This is a genomic window from Halorubrum distributum JCM 13561 (genome assembly GCF_000337395.1).
GTDB lineage: Archaea > Halobacteriota > Halobacteria > Halobacteriales > Haloferacaceae > Halorubrum > Halorubrum distributum.
Genome location: NZ_AOJF01000028.1, coordinates 1 through 17,329 on the forward strand (window position 1 = coordinate 1; position 17,329 = coordinate 17,329).

Annotated in this window: 18 protein-coding genes; 12 read left to right on the forward strand and 6 right to left on the reverse strand. The window is 70.0% G+C overall.

All coding sequences use genetic code 11. The annotated features are described in order from the left end of the window. Positions 1-1,298, reverse strand: a 1,298-nt coding sequence (locus C470_RS04255; RefSeq protein WP_008365522.1) for a type II secretion system F family protein, incomplete at its 3' end; no start/stop codon positions are given. Beyond that, positions 1,295-3,028, reverse strand: a complete 1,734-nt coding sequence (locus C470_RS04260) for a type II/IV secretion system ATPase subunit (protein WP_004598255.1) — start codon at positions 3,026-3,028, stop codon at positions 1,295-1,297. The genes C470_RS04255 and C470_RS04260, both read right to left, overlap by 4 nt. 219 nt (positions 3,029-3,247) lie before the next feature. Here C470_RS04260 and C470_RS04265 point away from each other — a divergent pair, with 219 nt between their 5' ends. Then, entirely contained in the window at positions 3,248-3,727 is a 480-nt protein-coding gene (locus C470_RS04265; RefSeq protein ID WP_007994066.1) for a DUF5793 family protein, read from the forward strand. A 21-nt stretch (positions 3,728-3,748) separates the two neighbouring features. Here C470_RS04265 and C470_RS04270 read toward each other — a convergent pair whose 3' ends face one another. Together C470_RS04270 and C470_RS04275 are read right to left on the reverse strand one after the other, a co-directional pair. Next, positions 3,749-4,603 (reverse strand): SAM hydrolase/SAM-dependent halogenase family protein, encoded by an 855-nt coding sequence (locus C470_RS04270; protein ID WP_008365524.1) that lies wholly within the window; start codon positions 4,601-4,603, stop codon positions 3,749-3,751. A gap of 304 nt (positions 4,604-4,907) precedes the next feature. Beyond that, positions 4,908-5,438 (reverse strand): nicotinamide-nucleotide adenylyltransferase, encoded by a 531-nt coding sequence (locus C470_RS04275; protein WP_008365526.1) that lies wholly within the window; start codon positions 5,436-5,438, stop codon positions 4,908-4,910. A gap of 170 nt (positions 5,439-5,608) precedes the next feature. On the opposite strand from C470_RS04275, the gene lonB reads away from it, so the two are divergent. The 4 genes from lonB (at position 5,609) to C470_RS04295 (ending at position 10,520) form a co-directional block, all read left to right on the forward strand. Continuing rightward, positions 5,609-7,888, forward strand: coding sequence for an ATP-dependent protease LonB (lonB, locus tag C470_RS04280; RefSeq protein ID WP_004598259.1), 2,280 nt, complete (start codon positions 5,609-5,611; stop codon positions 7,886-7,888). A 276-nt stretch (positions 7,889-8,164) separates the two neighbouring features. After that, on the forward strand, positions 8,165-8,407 hold the full coding sequence (locus tag C470_RS04285) for a FeoA domain-containing protein (RefSeq protein WP_004598260.1): 243 nt from the start codon (positions 8,165-8,167) through the stop codon (positions 8,405-8,407). Next, on the forward strand, positions 8,404-10,305 hold the full coding sequence (feoB, locus tag C470_RS04290; protein WP_008365529.1) for a ferrous iron transport protein B: 1,902 nt from the start codon (positions 8,404-8,406) through the stop codon (positions 10,303-10,305). The genes C470_RS04285 and feoB overlap by 4 nt, the downstream gene beginning before the upstream one ends. Next, on the forward strand, positions 10,302-10,520 hold the full coding sequence (locus C470_RS04295) for a hypothetical protein (RefSeq protein WP_004598262.1): 219 nt from the start codon (positions 10,302-10,304) through the stop codon (positions 10,518-10,520). Before feoB ends, C470_RS04295 begins: the two co-directional genes overlap by 4 nt. Positions 10,521-10,699: 179 nt before the next feature. On the opposite strand, the gene C470_RS04300 is transcribed toward C470_RS04295, so the two are convergent. Then, a complete protein-coding gene (locus C470_RS04300) occupies positions 10,700-10,879 on the reverse strand; it encodes a hypothetical protein (protein WP_049908590.1) in 180 nt (59 codons plus the stop codon). Between the two features lie 216 nt (positions 10,880-11,095). Between C470_RS04300 and C470_RS04305 the strand changes: the two genes are divergently transcribed. From C470_RS04305 to C470_RS04315, 3 genes are read left to right on the forward strand one after another with little or no spacing between them, the layout of a single operon-like run. Further along, positions 11,096-12,520, forward strand: a complete 1,425-nt coding sequence (locus C470_RS04305) for a cytochrome ubiquinol oxidase subunit I (protein WP_008365531.1) — start codon at positions 11,096-11,098, stop codon at positions 12,518-12,520. After that, a complete protein-coding gene (locus C470_RS04310; RefSeq protein ID WP_008365533.1) occupies positions 12,513-13,517 on the forward strand; it encodes a cytochrome d ubiquinol oxidase subunit II in 1,005 nt (334 codons plus the stop codon). The genes C470_RS04305 and C470_RS04310 overlap by 8 nt, the downstream gene beginning before the upstream one ends. Position 13,518: 1 nt before the next feature. Further along, positions 13,519-13,764, forward strand: coding sequence for a hypothetical protein (locus C470_RS04315; protein WP_008365536.1), 246 nt, complete (start codon positions 13,519-13,521; stop codon positions 13,762-13,764). Between the two features lie 55 nt (positions 13,765-13,819). On the opposite strand, the gene C470_RS04320 is transcribed toward C470_RS04315, so the two are convergent. Continuing rightward, entirely contained in the window at positions 13,820-14,059 is a 240-nt protein-coding gene (locus tag C470_RS04320; RefSeq protein ID WP_007346222.1) for a hypothetical protein, read from the reverse strand. Between the two features lie 148 nt (positions 14,060-14,207). Here C470_RS04320 and C470_RS04325 point away from each other — a divergent pair, with 148 nt between their 5' ends. The 4 genes from C470_RS04325 (at position 14,208) to C470_RS04340 (ending at position 17,319) form a co-directional block, all read left to right on the forward strand. Beyond that, positions 14,208-14,927 carry a helix-turn-helix domain-containing protein gene (locus tag C470_RS04325; protein ID WP_007346221.1) on the forward strand — a complete coding sequence of 240 codons (720 nt, stop codon included), beginning with the start codon at positions 14,208-14,210 and terminating at the stop codon, positions 14,925-14,927. Then, positions 14,924-15,859: a sulfurtransferase gene (locus C470_RS04330; RefSeq protein ID WP_008365538.1), complete on the forward strand. Its 936-nt coding sequence runs from the start codon at positions 14,924-14,926 to the stop codon at positions 15,857-15,859. Before C470_RS04325 ends, C470_RS04330 begins: the two co-directional genes overlap by 4 nt. A 166-nt stretch (positions 15,860-16,025) precedes the next feature. Continuing rightward, entirely contained in the window at positions 16,026-16,391 is a 366-nt protein-coding gene (locus tag C470_RS04335; RefSeq protein ID WP_004598269.1) for a winged helix-turn-helix domain-containing protein, read from the forward strand. A 145-nt stretch (positions 16,392-16,536) separates the two neighbouring features. Then, positions 16,537-17,319 (forward strand): CBS domain-containing protein, encoded by a 783-nt coding sequence (locus C470_RS04340; protein ID WP_008365540.1) that lies wholly within the window; start codon positions 16,537-16,539, stop codon positions 17,317-17,319. Positions 17,320-17,329: the final 10 nt, after the last annotated feature.

Below are 17,329 nucleotides of genomic sequence, written 5' to 3' on the forward strand. Positions count from 1 at the left end.
GTCTCGGCCGGCGACGCGACCAGCCGCCGCACCCAGCGGAGGCGGTCGTAGACGCGGAGCCGCTCGCGGCTCTCCGCCCAGCGGTCCGCGCTGCTCCGGTCTGCGGATCTCCTGTCTGCGTCGCGGCCGGTCGCCGCGCCGCCGTCGAACCGCGGGGAGCCGCCCCGGTCGCCGGGCTCGTCCGTCGCGTGGCGCACGCCGGTGACCGAGGTGGTGTCCGGGTCGTCGAGCGACGACGCCGCGACGGTCTCGGTGCCGCCGACGCCCTGCGTCACGCTGTCGACGTAGACGACGAAGCCGAAGGTGGCGAGCGGCACGCCGAGGTAGACGACGACGCGGAGGAGCGGGAGGGTGTCCTGTAAGACGAGGCCGATGACGACGAGGATGGTGATGAAGAAGAGCGGGCCGGCGACGAGCGCGGTCACGTACGCCTCGGCGAACGTCGAGAGCAGCTCGAGGTACTGCTCCTGTTTCGCCTCCGCCTCCGCCTGGTAGCGCTCGTACTGGTCGTTGAGGAACGCCGACACCGACTGCCCGGTGCTCAGGACGGAGGCGAGGTTCTCCGAGAAATCCGCCAGGTCTTCGCTGGGCGTCCGCCGCGAGATCCGCTGGAGCGCGGTGAGCGCGTCGGTGCCGAAGGCGTTCATGTCGCGGACCGCGACGGAAAGCTCCGTGGCGGCCTCGCCGTACACCGCCTCGTTCTCCGCGAGCGTGTCCATCACGCGCGGGAACGCCATCCCGGAGCGCGAGAGCGCGTACATGAACGCGACCGTCCGCGGCAGGGTGGCGTCGATCTCGGCCGCGCGGGCGTAGGCCCGCTGATCGAGCAGCCGCCAGCGAGCCACGTACGCGCCGAGCGCGAGCCCGGAGCCGACGGTCGCGGAGACGACCGCGAGCAGGACGAACAGCCTGCCGAGCCCGAGGTCGGCGAGCCGCGCGACGACGGCGACGAACTCGACGGAGGCCGGGAGCGCCTCGCGGATCGCCGCCTCGCCGACGTCGAGCGCGGCGAGCAATCCCCCGGCCGCGTACACGCCGATCACGCTGCCGGCGACGCCGAGGACAGCGGCGTACAGCAGCGTCCGGGAGGCGTACACGCGGTGGGTGGTGCCGGCGACGTGCGCCGCGCGCATCCGGTCGCGCTGGGCCTGCCGCCGCGCCTCGTCCTCGCCGACGTAGTCGCCGAACGCCGACAGCGCGACGCGGGTGACGAACAGGTCCGCGCGGTCGTCGACGAACGGCAGCGCGAGCGCGAGGCAGGCCGCGACCGCGACGGCGAGCGGGAGGTACTCGATCATCGGTCCGCGGCGTCTGGGTCGACGCCGTCGGCGGCCCCGGGACCGCGGTCGGCCCCGTCGCCCGCCGCGACCGCGTCGGTCTCGTCCGCGAGGTCGTCGGGATCGACGCCGTCGGCCGCGGCGGCGCGGTCGTCGAGCTTCTCCATCACGCGGTCGGCGTCCGCGTAGTACTCGTTGACGAGGGCGGTGAACGTGCGGTAGTCGTCGATGCCGAGCGCGGAGAGCAGTTCGATGAAGCGCTCGCGGCGCCGGACCTCGCGGAGCAGCTCGGACCGGGACCAGCCGCGCTCGTCGGCGATCTCCTCCAAAAGCGAGGAGTCGTTACGCCTGAAGCTGTCGGTGTCTGGCACCCACTCGAACGCGGAGGAGTAGTCGAGCTCGCCGGTGCGCTGGTCGATGCCGCCGATCTCGCCGATCGTCTTCGCGCGGCGGACCCGCTCGTCGTCCGAGCGCGTGAGCGTCTGGACCGAGAGCATGTCGAGCGACTGCACCATCGCGCGGGGGACGTTTATCGGCTCGTTCTCCAGCCGGTTGATCACCGTCTCGATCGAGTCCGCGTGCATCGTCGAGAAGGTGGTGTGGCCGGTGTTCATCGCCTGGAACAGGGTGATCGCCTCCTCGCCGCGCACCTCGCCCACGATGATGTACTCGGGGCGGTGGCGCAGCGCCGAGCGCAGCAGGTCGTACATGTCGATGTCCGTCCCCTCGTACCGGCGCTCGCGGGTGACCGCGGAGAGCCAGTTGTCGTGGTACAAGGAGAGCTCGCGGGTGTCCTCGATGGTGAGCACCTTCGCGCGCGGCGGGACGAACATCGACACCGCGTTCATCGAGGTGGTCTTCCCGGAGGCGGTGCCGCCAGCGAAGATGAGGCTCTTGTTGTGTTCGATACAGAGCCAGAAGTACGCCATCTGCTCGACGGAGAAGGTGCCGTACTCCACGAGGTCGACCGGGGTGAACGGGTCCTCCGCGTACTGGCGGATGGTGAACGCCGAGCCGCGCGGGGTCACCTCCTCGCCGAGCGCCAGCTCCGCGCGCGACCCGTCGGGGAGCGTCGTCTCGACGATGGGGTCGCCGACGGAGACGTGGCGGCCGGACTGCTGGGCGAGCCGGATCACGTAGCTGTCGAGCGCCTCCTGGCCGAACGAGACGTTCGTCTCGATGTCCGTGTACTGGTCGTGGTAGACGAAGATCGGGAGGTCGTAGCCGTCACAGGAGACGTCCTCAATGTGGCGGTCGTTCAGGAGGGGGTCGACCTTCCCGTAGCCGCGGAAGTCGCGGTAGAGGTAGTACGCGAGCGCGTGGAACGTGTCCATCCCGGCCTCGACGCCGTACCCCTCGAGCAGCGTCACCAGCTCCGTTTTGAGCGTCTCCTCGTCCGTCTTCCCGGTTCCCTCGCGATAGAGGAGCGGGTCGCGGATGTCGTCGACGATGCGGTCGAGGAGGCCTCGCTCGAACGCGTCGAGCTCGGGCTCGACCGCGTAGTACCGGTGCTCGCTCTCGACCTCGTCGTAGGTGATCACGACGTACGCGTACGGGGCGTTCACCCAGTACCGGTCGACCTCGCGCTCGTCCTCGGGAACGACGAACGACGCGAGCGGGCCGTCCTCGCCCGGGCTGAACGGGCGGACGTCGAGCGTCGATCCCTGGAGCAGCTCCCACGTACGCGAGAGGCGCCGCTGGAGGTCCTCGATCCGGTCGCCGAGGTCGCTCCCGCCGGCGTCACTCGCCATGGATACGAGGACGTAGTGGCGGGGGGAAGTTAAACTACCCCCGACGATTATCACGAGCGAGGCCGGGGACGCTCCAGGGCGGTGCCGACACAGTGCGGACGACCGGGGGCACCGTCGACGCGGACGACCGGGGGCACCGTCGATGCGGCGCTGTCGGCTCCGCGGCCCCGATCCGCCCGTTACGTTGATACGGCCGGACCGCAAAGCGTTCGATAGGAAATGCGGCGTGACTACTTCGATCTGACCGTCGAGGGCGTCGGGGACGGCGCCGACTCCCGGTCCCCACCGCTGGTGCGGATCGACTTCCACGGGCCGGAGGAGCTGCTTCGCGAGCGACTCTCCGGGGGCGAGAGCGACGGCGCCGACGACGGCGACCTGCTCGCGGCCGACCAAATCGACGTCGCCTTCCGGCTCCGCGAGCCGCTCGGCGAGGCGGACGACCCGGAGGGCGTCGTCGGCGTCACCAACCGGTACACCGGCGACTTCGTCCTCGAACTCAACGAGACGGCGACGGACGTCCTCCCGTTCATCCATGCCGCGCGCGACGCGACCGACGACGGCGACGCCCGGTACCGTGTCGAAATCGACGTCGACGGCGACCGACTCGTCGCCTACGACAAGGACACCTTCCTCGTGTACGACCACGAGGGGAACCTGCTCCGCAGCGAGAGCCTGATCCCCTCGGGCGTCGAGCTGTAGGCGCGACGGTTTTTCCGCGAGTCAGAGGCTGACGCTGTCCGGCACGAACCGCACCGAGTCCCCGGGCCGGAGGTCGAACGCGCCGTCGCCGCGGCCGTCGTTGACGTCGCACTCCGCGTAGCCGTGGCTCCCGACGGTGACGAGGCGCTCGCCGGGGTCGACGGCGCCGAACGTCTCCGCGACCGGCGTGAGGTCGCCGTCGACGCGGACCCAGTCGCGGCCGCGGACCAGTTCGCCGGGGACGTTGGTGATCACGTTGCCGAACCGGTCGATAGCGAGCACCTCGCCGTCGACGGCGATCACCTCGCCGTCGCCCTCCTCACTCCCCTCGGCGCGCTCGACCGTCGGCTCCGGGAAGCTGATGTCGACCGGGTCGCTCGCGGGCGTCAGGTCCTCCATCGCCGCGAGCGTCTCGGCGACCGCGTCGGCGTCGGGAGCGCCGTTCGGCGCCCCCGAGACCCCGTCGAGCGCCGCCCGGATCCGGGCCGCGGTCGGGGCGAACACGTCGCGGCCGTGGAACGTCTCGCTCGCGGGGTCGTCGACCGCGACGGTCCAGGCCTCGACGTCCGACTCGTCGGCCGCCAGCGCCCGGGCCGGCGGCATCGCGAGGCCGTTGTCCGGAGCCACGACGACGTGTGCGCCGGCGCGGACGACCAGAGCGTCGCGGTCGGTGCCGACGCCCGGGTCGACGACGGCGCAGTGGACCGCCGGCGGGAACTCGGGGAGGACGAACCGGAGCCAGAAAGCCGCCGCGCGGGGGTCCCCGCGCGGGAGGTCGTGCGCGACGTCGATCATCTCGGCGTCCGTGTGCCGGCGGATCACTCCCTTCATCGCGGCGGGGTACGGCGAGCCGAAGTCCGAGGTGAGCGTGATCATGTCAGAACCCGCGGTCGGCGCAGATTTAAAAGGAACGGGCGGCCGCGCCGCTCACTCGACGACCGCGGTGGCGCGTGCCGACGAGCGCCCGGAGGGCGTGAGCGGCAGCGAGGCGCGACGCGCCTCTGGCAGCCGGCGGCCGCGCCGCCGGCGACGAGGCTGGGGCTTTGGAGGTAGTCGCCGTCGATTCTGGAGCAGCTATGTATCAGCAGTCGGCTTGCCCGTTTGAGGCAGTCACCGCCCGGGCAACGATATATAAACAGCCGCCGGGTCGCATCGACGCGTCCGAAACGCGGTGAGCGACCTACTGATCCGAGGGCTCGTCGCCTAACGTGTCGGTCTCGGCGATCCGGCGGATGCGCTCGACCCCGTCGACCTCGCGGATCACGTCGACGACGGCGTCTGGGACGAGGTCCTCCCAGTCGCGGCCGCGGATCATCCGCTCCCGGAGCTCGGTGCCCTCCAGCACGTCGCGGCGGAACATCGGCGACTGGCGCACCTCGACCCCGGCCTCCTCGAAGAGGCGGACCACGAGCGGGTTGTTCGAGTACGCGACGTCGAACCGCGGGGTCATGCTCTGGACGTGGCTCACCCAGACGGAGTTCCGGTCGAGGTCCTCGATGGGGACGACGTAGGTGGTGGCGTCCAGCTTCTCGACCGCCTTGGTCACCATCATCACGCGCTCGCCGGCCGTGAAGGGGTTCCGCGTGGTGTGGGAGTCGCCGGCGGAGCCGATCCCCAAGACGAGCTCGTCGACCTCCGCCGCGATCTCTTCCACCATGTGCCGGTGGCCGTCGTGAAACGGCTGATACCGGCCGATGTAAAACCCCCGCATGAATCTACGTACCGTCGGCGTCATTTATAAACCCCGTGGGAACGGTCGCACGTCGAAATCGGGGGATATAAGCCTTCAAAACGGTGTTTGCTGCCACCCAGCCGGTGCCTCCGGGGGGAGAAAGTATATCAGTAGCCGACCCGTCCTTTTGGATAGCGACACCCGATTCTATGAGCAACGAGAAGGACACGAACGACCCGACGGCCGACGACCCCGACGAACCGCCCCACGGCGGCGTCGACGACTCGAGTCCGGCGGGGAACGGCGAGGACGCCGAGCGAGGCGACCCCGAGCCCGACGACGGTCCGGCGAACGAGCCCGGCGTCGAGGAGGTCCCGGACTCCGACGGGGAGTCGACCGCGGACCCCGACGGCGAGGACGACCCCTGGGACGACGGGGTCGTCGTCGACGACGACGGGTTCGACGGGACCGACGTCGTCGGGGAGGGTCCCGACGGCGGCCGGAACGGCGACGCCGCCGAGCCGGCCGACGACGGCGACATCGACGAGCTCGGCAGCACCGTCGAGGTCGAGGGCGCCGAGATCGAGGAGGACCCGGACGAGGACGACCTCCTCGGCGGGCTCAAGATCGACACGACGGCCGAGATCGAGATCCCCGACCGGCTCGTCGACCAGGTCATCGGGCAGGAGCATGCCCGCGACGTGATCATCAAGGCGGCGAAGCAGCGCCGCCACGTGATGATGATCGGCTCGCCCGGGACCGGGAAGTCGATGCTCGCGAAGGCGATGTCCGAGCTCCTCCCCAAAGAGGAGCTCCAGGACGTCTTAGTGTATCACAACCCCGACGACGGCAACAAGCCGAAGGTGCGGACGGTGCCGGCCGGGAAGGGCGACCAGATCGTCGAGGCGCACCGCGAGGAGGCGCGCAAGCGCAACCAGATGCGGTCGCTCCTCATGTGGATCATCATCGCCGTCGTGCTGGGCTACGCGCTCATCATCGTCGGCCAGATCCTCGTCGGCATCATCGCCGCCGGGGTCGTCTACCTCGTCTTCCGCTACCTCAACCGCGGGTCGGACGCGATGATCCCGAACCTGCTGGTGAACAACGGCGACACGAAGACGGCGCCGTTCCGCGACGCGACCGGCGCGCACGCCGGCGCGCTGCTCGGCGACGTCCGGCACGACCCGTTCCAGTCCGGCGGGATGGAGACGCCCAGCCACGACCGCGTCGAGGCGGGCGCCATCCACAAGGCGAACAAGGGCGTGCTGTTCATCGACGAGATCAACACGCTCGACATTCGCAGCCAGCAGCACCTCATGACGGCGATCCAGGAGGGCGAGTTCTCGATCACGGGCCAGTCCGAGCGCTCCTCGGGCGCGATGGTCCAGACCGAGCCCGTCCCGACGGACTTCGTCATGATCGCGGCCGGGAACCTCGACGCGATGGAGAACATGCACCCGGCGCTGCGCAGCCGTATCAAGGGGTACGGCTACGAGGTGTACATGGAGGACACCATCGAGGACACCCCGGAGATGCGCCGCAAGTACGTGCGGTTCATCGCCCAGGAGGTCGCGAAGGACGGCCGCCTGCCAGAGTTCTCCGCCGAGGCCGTCGAGGAGATCATCCTCGAGGCCAAGCGGCGCTCCGGCCGGAAGGGCCACCTCACGCTGAAGATGCGGAACCTCGGCGGGATGGTCCGCGTCGCGGGCGACATCGCCCGGGGCGAGGACGCCGAGATGACGACCCGCGACCACGTGCTCCAGGCGAAGGGGCGCTCGCGGTCCATCGAACAGCAGCTCGCGGACGACTACATCGAGCGCCGGAAGGACTACGAGCTCCAGGTCTCCGACGGCTACGTCGTCGGCCGCGTCAACGGTCTCGCCGTGATGGGCGAGGACTCGGGGATCATGCTCCCGGTGATGGCCGAGGTGACGCCGACCCAGAGCGGCGGGCAGGTGATCGCCACCGGCCAGCTGAAGGAGATGGCCGAGGAGTCGGTCCAGAACGTCTCGGCGATCATCAAGAAGTTCTCCGACGAGAACATCTCCGAGAAGGACATCCACATCCAGTTCATCCAGACGGGCCAGCAGGGCGTCGACGGGGATAGCGCGTCCATCACGGTCGCGACCGCCGTCATCTCCGCCCTGGAGAACGTCGGCGTCGACCAGAGCCTCGCGATGACCGGCTCGCTGTCGGTCCGCGGCGACGTGCTCCCCGTCGGCGGGGTCACCCACAAGATCGAGGCGGCCGCGAAGGCCGGCTGCGACCGTGTGATCATCCCCGCGGCCAACGAGCAGGACGTGATGATCGAAGACGAGTACGAGGAGATGATCGAGGTCATCCCCGTCTCGCACATCAGCGAGGTCCTCGACATCGCCCTGGAGGGCGAGACCGAGAAGGACTCGCTCGTCTCCCGGCTGAAGTCGATCACCGGGTCGACGCTGAAGGACGGCAACGTCTCCGGGCCGTCGAACCCCAGCCCGCAGTAGACGGTTCGGCGCTTCCCCTCCGATTCTCCGCTCTCGCTCCGCCCCGCGAGCCGCCGCGCCGCGAGCGGGTCGCGGAGTCGGAGATCCCGGGCGTCTCCGATGCCCCCGATCGGCTCGGCGGCGATGAGATCACCGAGGGCGCCGTCGCTCGGGGCGGCGACGACGAGGAGCCGAACTCACGGCCCGCTTCGGGGTGGTTCGAAACGCGGTGCGCTTTTATAATGCCACATAATTCGGCGTGCCGCCCATTACGGGCGTGGTTTTAGGCACACCTAAATGACGGCCGCGCTGGTCGACGTTCCGCCGGACGAGTGGATCGAACTGGTCGACGTGCCGGACGACGAGTCGCGCGCTCGGTTGCTGCGGCTCGGCCTCCTCGACGGCCGCGTCGAGTGTCGCCGGCGGATCCGTAACGGGCCGGTCGTCGTGCGGCGTCGCGGGACGGAGGTGGCGCTGGGACGGTCGCTCGCTCGGGACATCACCGTCGAGCGAGCGGGACGCGACGGCGAACGCCGATGACGGCGAACGGGGAGGCGGCCGGCGGGCTCGGGACCGGCGACGGCGAGGCGATCGTGGCGCTCGTGGGCGCCCCGAACGCGGGCAAGAGCGTGCTCTTCGGCAGGCTCACGGCCGAGTACGCCGACGTCTCGAACTACCCCGGAACAACGGTCGAGACGACCGCGGCGACCGTCGGTTCGACCCGCCTGACCGACACTCCCGGGGTCCACGGGATCTCGTCGTTCTCCGAGGAGGAGCGAGTCACCAAGGAGGCCGTCCTCGAGGCGGACGCGGTCGTCAACGTCGTCGACGCCACGCAGCTCGACCGAGACCTGTTCGTGACGCTACAGCTGCTGGACATGGGCGTTCCGACGGTCGTGGCGTTGAACATGATGGACGAACTCGAGGCCGACGGTGTCGACGTGGACGTCGACGCCTTGGAGGCGGCCCTCGGCGTCCCGGTCGTGCCGACCGTCGCCGTCACCGGATCCGGCGTCGACGAACTCAGGGACCGCCTCCCGGAGGCGTCCGCCCCCGCGTCGACGCCCGTCGACTCGTACTACGACGCGCTCCCCGACGCGGTCGAGGCAAGCCGGGCGGAGAAGACCCTCCTCGTCGAGGGCGACGAACCCACGGCCCGGCGCGTGGCCGCCCGCGGCCTCGTGGCCGACGGGCGAGACGCGCCGCTCGCGGACGCCGGAGCGCGGGAAGCGGTGTACCGCGAGCGCCGGAGTCGGGTTCGGTCCATCGTCGAAGCGGTCGAACGGGAGGCCGGCCCCGGGTGGGCCGCCGAGCAGCGGCTCGGCGACCTGCTGATGCGGCCGATGACGGGAGTGCCGATCGCGATCGGACTCCTCGTGGCGGTCTTCTACGTCATGGGCGTGGTCGTCGCGCAGCGGGTCGTCGGCTACGCGGAGGGCGTGCTCTTCGACCGGTATTACAACCCCGCGGTCGAGGCGGCCGTCGCGGACCTGTTCCCGGCGGGCGAGTGGGCCGCGCCCGTCGAATTCCTGCTCGTCAACGGCAACCTCGGACTGCTGACGATCACCGTCCAGTACGTTCTCGGCGTCCTGCTCCCGCTGGTGGTCGCGTTCTACCTCGTGATCGGGACGCTCGAGGACGCGGGCGTCCTGCCGCGACTGGCCGTCTTGACCGACAGGGGACTCAGCCGGATCGGCCTCAACGGCCGCGCGGTCGTTCCGCTCGTCGTCGGCGTGGGCTGCGTGACGATGGCGGTCATCTCGACCCGAATGGTGGGGTCGCGTCGGGAGCGCCTCATCGCGACGGCGCTGCTGGGGCTCGCGATACCCTGCTCGGCGCAGATCGGCGTCATCACGGGGCTGCTCGCCGGGCTCGGACTCGCCTGGTGGGTCGGTTATCTGGCGGTGCTGCTCGGGGTCCTCGGGGTCGCCGGCGTCTTCCTCGACCGGACGCTCCCCGGCCGAGCGGAGCCGCTGATCGAGCAGCTGCCGCGACCGCGCGTCCCCCGCCCGGGCAACGTCGCACGGAAGACGGCGAACCGGAGCGCCGCGTTCCTCAGAGAGGCGATCCCCCTGTTCGGGGTCACTGCGGCGGCGGTGTCGACGCTGGATTACGTCGGGGCGCTGGACGCGATCGTCGAGGGGCTCCGACCGCTGACCGCGGCGCTCGGCCTACCGCCGTCGTTCGGTCGGGTTCTCGTCTTGGGGCTGATCCGGCGCGACTTCGCCGCCGCCGGGATGACGGACATGGCGCTGTCGGCGTCCCAGACGTTCGTCGGACTGATCGTCGTCACGCTGTTCGTCCCCTGTATCCTCACGATGGCGATGATTCTCAGGGAGCGCGACGCGCGGAGCGCGCTCCTCGTGTGGGTCGGCTCCTGGGTCACGGCGTTCACCGTCGGCGGGGCCGTCGCGGCCGCGCTGGAGGTGATCGCGTGAACTGTCCGCGCTGCGAGTACGAGTTCGACCCGGCGAACGGGCTCTCGTGTCCGCGGTGTGGCGCCGCCGTGTCCTGTTCGGACGTCTCCTGTGCCGAGTGCGGCGCCTGTTCGCGGCCCTTCCATCGCCTTCGGCACGGGGTCGCCGAACGGCTGCGCGGCGGGAAGCGGCGCGACGACGGAGACGGTCGTGACGAGTCCGCGGAGGAGTCCTGACGGCCGCCGCGACGACGCCCGACGGACATCGCGACGGACGGGGCGCCGAGCCGGCGAACGGCGAGCGGACGCGGGGACCGGCGCGCGGCATATCCCGACGCGGACGGCCCCCCGCGTCAGCCGACCGCCTCCCCGCGTCACCCGACCGCCTCCCCGCGTCACCCGACCGACTCCCCGCGTCACCCGACCGACTCCCAGTTCCGGTACAGCGCCACGCCGAACGCGAGGACGATCCCGCCGACGCCGACCTGCCGACCGACCGTCCCGAAGTCACCGTCGAGCCCGGCGAAAACCGCTCTGACGGCCATTATCGTGGTGACGAGCGCGACGAGCGCCAGCACGGCGTGCCGTGTCTCCATGGGCGACCGTAACCGCTTCGCCACCCAAAGAGGCGGGTTGGCGCAGGACAACCGCGGGGCGCCTCGTCGAGGGCTCGACGCCGGGAAACGGGGGGTCCGACCGGCGCTTGTCCTGTGCCAACTCCGGGGTTATGGACGAGGAGTACGGAGCGTCGAACGAAGCGATCGACCGCGGCGCACGGCGGAGCGACCCTCCGAGACAGCCACACCCACAATATGATCGACCCAGTACTCGCAAGCCGATTCCAGTTCGCCCTGACGACGATCGTTCACATCATCTTCCCGGTGATGAGCATGGGACTGGCTCCGTTCCTGATCTACTTCACGTGGAAGGACATCCGGGGCGGCGATCCGGTGTACGAGCAGTTGCGTCGGTTCTGGACCAAGATCTTCGCTATCTCGTTCGTCGTCGGGACGGTCACCGGCATCGTGCTCGAGTTCGAGTTCGGAACCAACTTCGCGGCGTTCTCGACGACCGCCGGCGAGCTGTTCGGCGGCCCGCTCGCCGTCGAGGGGATGATGGCGTTCATGCTGGAGGCGACGTTCCTCGGCATCTTCGTGTTCGGTCGCGAGCGCGTTTCCGACCGGCTCTACATGGTCTCAAGCCTCGCCGTCGGCGTCGGGACGTGGCTGTCCGCCGTCTGGATCCTCATCGCGAACTCGTGGATGCAGATGCCGCGCGGCTACGAGCTCGTCGCCGAGGACGGACAGGAGGTGGTCCACCTCGTCGACCCGGTCGCGGCGTACCTGACCCCGCGGTTCGGGTACATGTACGTCCACATGCAAAACGCCGCCGTCGAGTCGGTGGCGCTGTTCATGGCCGGCGTCTCCGCGTACTACGTCTACCGACACCACGTCTGGGGACACCAGACGGAGAACATCGCCTTCTGGCAGAAGACGCTCAAGATCGCGCTGGTCGCGCTGCTGATCACGGCCCCGCTACAGGTGCTCCAGGGCGACCTGTACGCGCGGCACGTCTACGAGACGCAACCGCAGAAGTTCGCCGCCATGGAGGCGGTCTGGGACACCGAGGCGTACGTCCCGGAGTACATCTTCGCGATTCCAACTGACCTGAGCCAGTTCACCGACCCCCGCGCGAAGGAGCTGTTCGGCATCGGCATCCCGGGCGGGGCGTCGTGGCTCGCCAGCGGAGGCGACGCGACCGCGGAGATCCGCGGACTGAACACGTTCGACACGGAGGCGCCGCCGGTCGCCATCGTGTTCTGGTCGTTCCGCGCGATGGTCGGGATGGGCTTTTGGTTCATCCTGCTCGCGTTCTGGGGCGGCTACCGGTGGTACACGGGCGAGCTGTTCGAGGACGGGCTGCTCCACAAGGCGCTGATGGCGTCCAGCCTGCTCGGGATCGTCGCGGTCGAGCTCGGGTGGGTCGTCACGGAGGTCGGTCGTCAGCCCTGGGTGATCCAGGGCGTGTTGAAGACGAGCGAGGGGGTCTCTCCCGGCCTCACCGGGACGGAAGCGATGGTCACGCTCGCCGGGTTCGTCGGCGTCTACGCCGGCATCCTCGCGCTGTACACGTACGTCGTCGCGCGGGTGATCCGGGAGGGGCCCCCGAGCGTGCCAGGACCGCGTCCCCGCGCCGAGCGCGACACCGGGCCCGCGGAGGTGCCCGGCGATGACTAGCGCCGTCGACGCGCTCGCGGCGGGGCCGGTGTTCGGCCTGCCGCTCCCGGAGCTGTGGTTCGCGCTGGTGTTCGCGATCCTCGGAACGTTCCTGTTCCTCGACGGCTTCGACTTCGGCGCTGGCGCGATCTTCGCGACGCTTCGCGAAGACGCGGCGCGCGAGGCGGTGCTGTCGGCTATCGGGCCGTTCTGGGACGGGAACGAGGTGTGGCTCGTCGTCTTCGGCGGCGCGCTGTTCGCCGCCTTCCCGTCGGTGTACGCGGGGCTGTTCAGCAGACACTACCTGCTGATGTTCGGCATCCTCGGCGCCCTCATCCTCCGGGGACTGGCGCCGGAAATGTACGAACAGCGCCACGACGAGCGCTGGCAGCGGTGGTGGGGGCGGTCGTTCGTCGCCGGCAGCGTCCTCGCCCCCTTCCTCCTCGGCGCGTTCGCGGGCAACTGGCTCGTCGGGACTCCCCGGTCGCTCACGCTCGCCGGCGTCGTTACGGGCGTCACAGTCACGGCGCTGACCGTCGTTTCCGGCGCCGCGTTCCTCCGGCTGAAAGCCCGGGACGCGCTTCCCGAAACGGTGACTCAGATCGGAGTCGGGGCGGTCGCGGCGTACCTCCTCGCCGTCATCGCGACCCTCGGCGTCCTGGCGACCCGACTCCCGGCCGGCGTCGACGCGCTCCTGTCGCTCCCGGTGCTCGCGCTGGTCGCCGCCTCCGTCGCGCTCGGCGTCGGCTACGCCGTCGCGCTTCGACGCGGGGCGAACGTCGCCGCGCTCGCGGCGGCCGCGGGACTGACGTACGGGCTGACCGCGGTCGTCGCGGTCCTCATGTACCCGCGCATCGACCCGGCGACCGGGGCGACGGTGAGTGACGCCGTTGTCTCGACGTTACCGCTGAACCTCATGTCGATCGGCGCGGCGCTGCTGTTGCCGCTGATCGCCACGTACTTCGCCGTCCTGTACTCGGCGTTCAGCGGCCCGATATCGGCCGAGGAGGCGTACTGAGATGAACGACGACCCAGCGGCGAACGCGCCGAGTCGGCGGTCGCCGGTCGGAACGCTGCTGCTCTCGCGCGTGCTCATCACGTGGGCGGAGCTCACCGTCGTCGGGTTCGGCGGGGCCGTCGCGGGCGGCGCCGCGTCGGGGCCGCCGCAGCTCGTCGTCTACTTCGCGACGGTCCTCGCCGCGGTCGCCGTGTTCATGTACAACGTCGACCGGCTCGTCACCGCTCGCGTTCGGGAGGCGACGTGAGCCGAGCGCCTCGCCAGCGGGCCCGCTCGCGGTGCCGTGCGGGGGCGAACGACCGTCAGTCCCCTCGGCGGTTCGACGGTCCGAACGGGCCGATACCGTGGCGCTTGGCGACGATGCCGAACAGCAGCGCGGCGCTCGGGAGGAACAGCAGCGCGCCCAGCGCGGTGACCGCGTCGTCGCGGGCGAGTCCGAAGGCAAACCCGCCGATCCCGCCGACGAGCGCGACGAGGGCCGGGATCAGGAGGCGGCTTCGGAGCGCGGCCGGCGTTCCCCGATTCGAACGTGGAAGCACCATACGAGATAACGTAAGTGCGTCGGGCCCGTATCAGGCGTGTTGTCGAGGGCCAACTTCCCGCCGGAGCGCGGCCGACCGCGACGGTTCGGTCGCCCGTGAGGCGGACGCGGCGAACCGAAATCGCACGACAGAACGAGCTCCCCGTCAGATGTACGACTTCACGTTCACCATAACCTACGAACCCGGCGCCGACGAGTACGTCGACCTGTTCATCGACCGCGAGTCCCTCCAGTCGGAGGCGACCTACTCGTGTCTCGATCCCACGGAGCTGTGGAAGCTCGAATCGGTGACCGGCGACGCGGCCGACCTCGACGCCGTCGACGAGCTGCTCCTGGACGAGTCCGTCGACCGCGAGTCGATCAGCGCTCGGGAGTGTCGCTCGAACCGCACGACGAGCCTGTTGACCCACGAGCAGCGGCGGCGAGTGACGTACACGTACGTCTCGGACGTGGACTACTGCGAGTCCGTGCCGCTGATCGCGGCGAAGTACGTCGACGGAGGCGTCCTCTTCGAGCAGACGCGGTCCGGCGATACGGTCCGGTGGCGCGTGTTGGTCCAGGACGACTCGAAGATCGGGCTGTTGTACGACACGCTGGCCGCGAAGCTCGGCGACGGGCTGTCGTTCTCGTTCGAGCACCTGACCGAGGTCGACCACTGGGAGAGCGAGCTGCTCTCCCGACCGGACGTCCCCGCCGAGCAGCGCGAGACCCTGCTGCTCGCGGTCGAGCGCGGCTACTTCGAGACGCCGCGGGGCGTGACGCTCGACGAGCTCGCGGCGGAGCTCGGAGAGCCCCGCTCGACGGTGTCCTACCGGCTGCGACGCGCGACCGCTGAGTTAGCGAAACGATTCGCGGACCAACAAGCATGACCGCCGAACCCCCCACGGACGACGATCAGCGAGACCCGACAGCCGCGTCGACGGGCGGCCGCTACCCGACGGACGTGCTCGTTAGCGCCGACTGGGTGAACGCCCGGCTCGACGAGTTCAGCTCCGTCGCGACCGACCTGCGGCTGCTCGAGGTCGACGTCAACGCCTCGTTCTACGAGGAGGGGCACGCGCCCGGCGCCGTCGGCGTCGACTGGCGGACCGACCTCCGGTCGGCGGAGGCACACGACATCCTCTCCCCGGCGGAGATGACTGCCTTCCTCGAATCGCGCGGGTTCACCGAGGAGACGACCGTCGTCATCTACGGCGACAACAGGAACTGGTTCGCGGCGCACCTGTACTGGCAGCTCGCCCACTACGGCCATCCGGACGTCAGGATCATGGACGGCGGCCGCGAGTACTGGACGGAACACGGCTACCCGACCACGACGGAGCCGGTCGCGCCGCCCGACGTGACGTACGGCGACGCCCCCGACGCGCCGGCCAGACCGGAGGTGCGCGCCGGGCGCACGGACGTGCGGGCGGCGATCGGGACCGACGCGAAGCTCGTCGACGTGCGCCTGCCCGAGGAGTTCCGCGGCGACGTCACGAAGCCGCCCGGCAGCGACGAGGGAGCGATGCGGGGCGGACACATCCCGGGAGCGACGAACGTGTTCTGGGCCGAGAACGTCCGCCCCGACGGCCTGTTCAAGTCGCGCGAGGAGCTCGCGGACGTGTACGAGTCTCGAGGGGTCACCCCCGACGACGACGTGATCGTCTACTGTCGGATCGGGGAGCGGTCGTCGGTCACGTGGTTCGTCCTCGAGGAACTGCTCGGATACGAACACGTGCGACACTACGACGGCTCCTGGACCGAGTGGGGGAACATGATCGGCGTCCCGATCGAAGTCGGCGAGCCGGGCGGCGACAGTTAGCCGCCCGGAGCGGTGGCGGCGGAGTTGTCCTGCGACAAACGGACACACTAGCCGCTGTGCGTGTAATCCCCGATGATGAGCGATCCTCACGTCGAGTCGAAGGCGGAGCGCACAGGAGACGGGGACGGAGCCCGGAGAAACGAGCCCGCGTCACCGGTCGTTCGCGATGAGTGACGCCGGCCCGAAACGCGACGAGTCGCAGTTCGTTCAGCGGCTCCTCGACGCCCTGAGCGAGGAGACGAACCGGACGATCCTGACCGCGCTCGACGAGCCGACCTCGGTCGCCGAAGTGGTTGAGGAGTCCGGTATCCCGATGTCGACGGTGTATCGGCGCTTGGACGTGCTCAACGAGTTGGACCTAGTGACGGAACACGTCTCGATAGACGCCGAAAAGGGACGGTACCGGCGCTACGAGCGGAACGTGAGCCGCGTTTCCATTGCCGTCGACGAGCGCGGGGGGCTCAGGACTCGGGTCGAGCGCCCGAACGGCGAGCCCGACGAGTCGGTGACTTGGGGGCCGCCCGCGGGGTAACGCCGCCCTCGACGACGGGCGCCCGCGGTGGACCTGTGGCGGGAGTCGCCTCCCGTGACGCTCCGGCGGGCGGCCGCGCCGGGCCGCCGGAGCGGGCCTCCGTCGCCCCGCCCCCTTTTTATCCCGGGGACGTTTACGGCGGACGATGAGCGGGAAACCGACGGTCGGGGAGTACATGACCCGCGAGGTGGAGACGGTCAGTCCGGACGAGACGGTAGCGACCGTCGCGCGCCGCATGGCCGACAGCGACGGGCACAACGGGTTCCCCGTCACCCAGGGCCGCACCGTCGAGGGGTTCGTCTCGGCCGGGGACCTGCTGCTCGCCGACGACGACGCCCCCGTGTTCACGGTGATGACCGAGAACCTGATCGTCGCGCACCCGGACATGAAGGTGACCGACGCCGCCCGCGTAATCTTACGCTCCGGCATCCAGCGGCTCCCGGTCGTCGACGACGCCGACAACCTCGTCGGGATCATCTCGAACACCGACGTGGTCCGCTCGCAGATCGAGCGCGCGACGCCCGGCAAGGTCGGGAAGCTGATGCGAACCCTCTCGCAGATCCACGGCGTCGAGCTCGACGAGGAGCGCCGCGAGGTGGCGATCGCGGACCTGACGCCGACGCAGGCCCGCGTGTACGCCGACGAGCTGGAGGGCCGACAGTACGAGCTCGAACACGGGCTCGCCGAACCCCTCGTCGTCATCGACAACGGCGGCACCCTCTACCTGGCCGACGGCCACCACCGGGCGATGGCCGCGCGCGAGGCCGGCATCGAGACGATGGACGCCTACGTGATCGTCCCGCGGACCCCTGTCGATCTGGGGATGGCGAAGACCGCAGAGAAGGAGGGGCTCCGCGTCGTCGCCGACATCGAGATCGTCGACTACGCGCGACATCCCCTCGTGGAGACGACGAAGCGGCTTCAGTGACGCCGTTCTG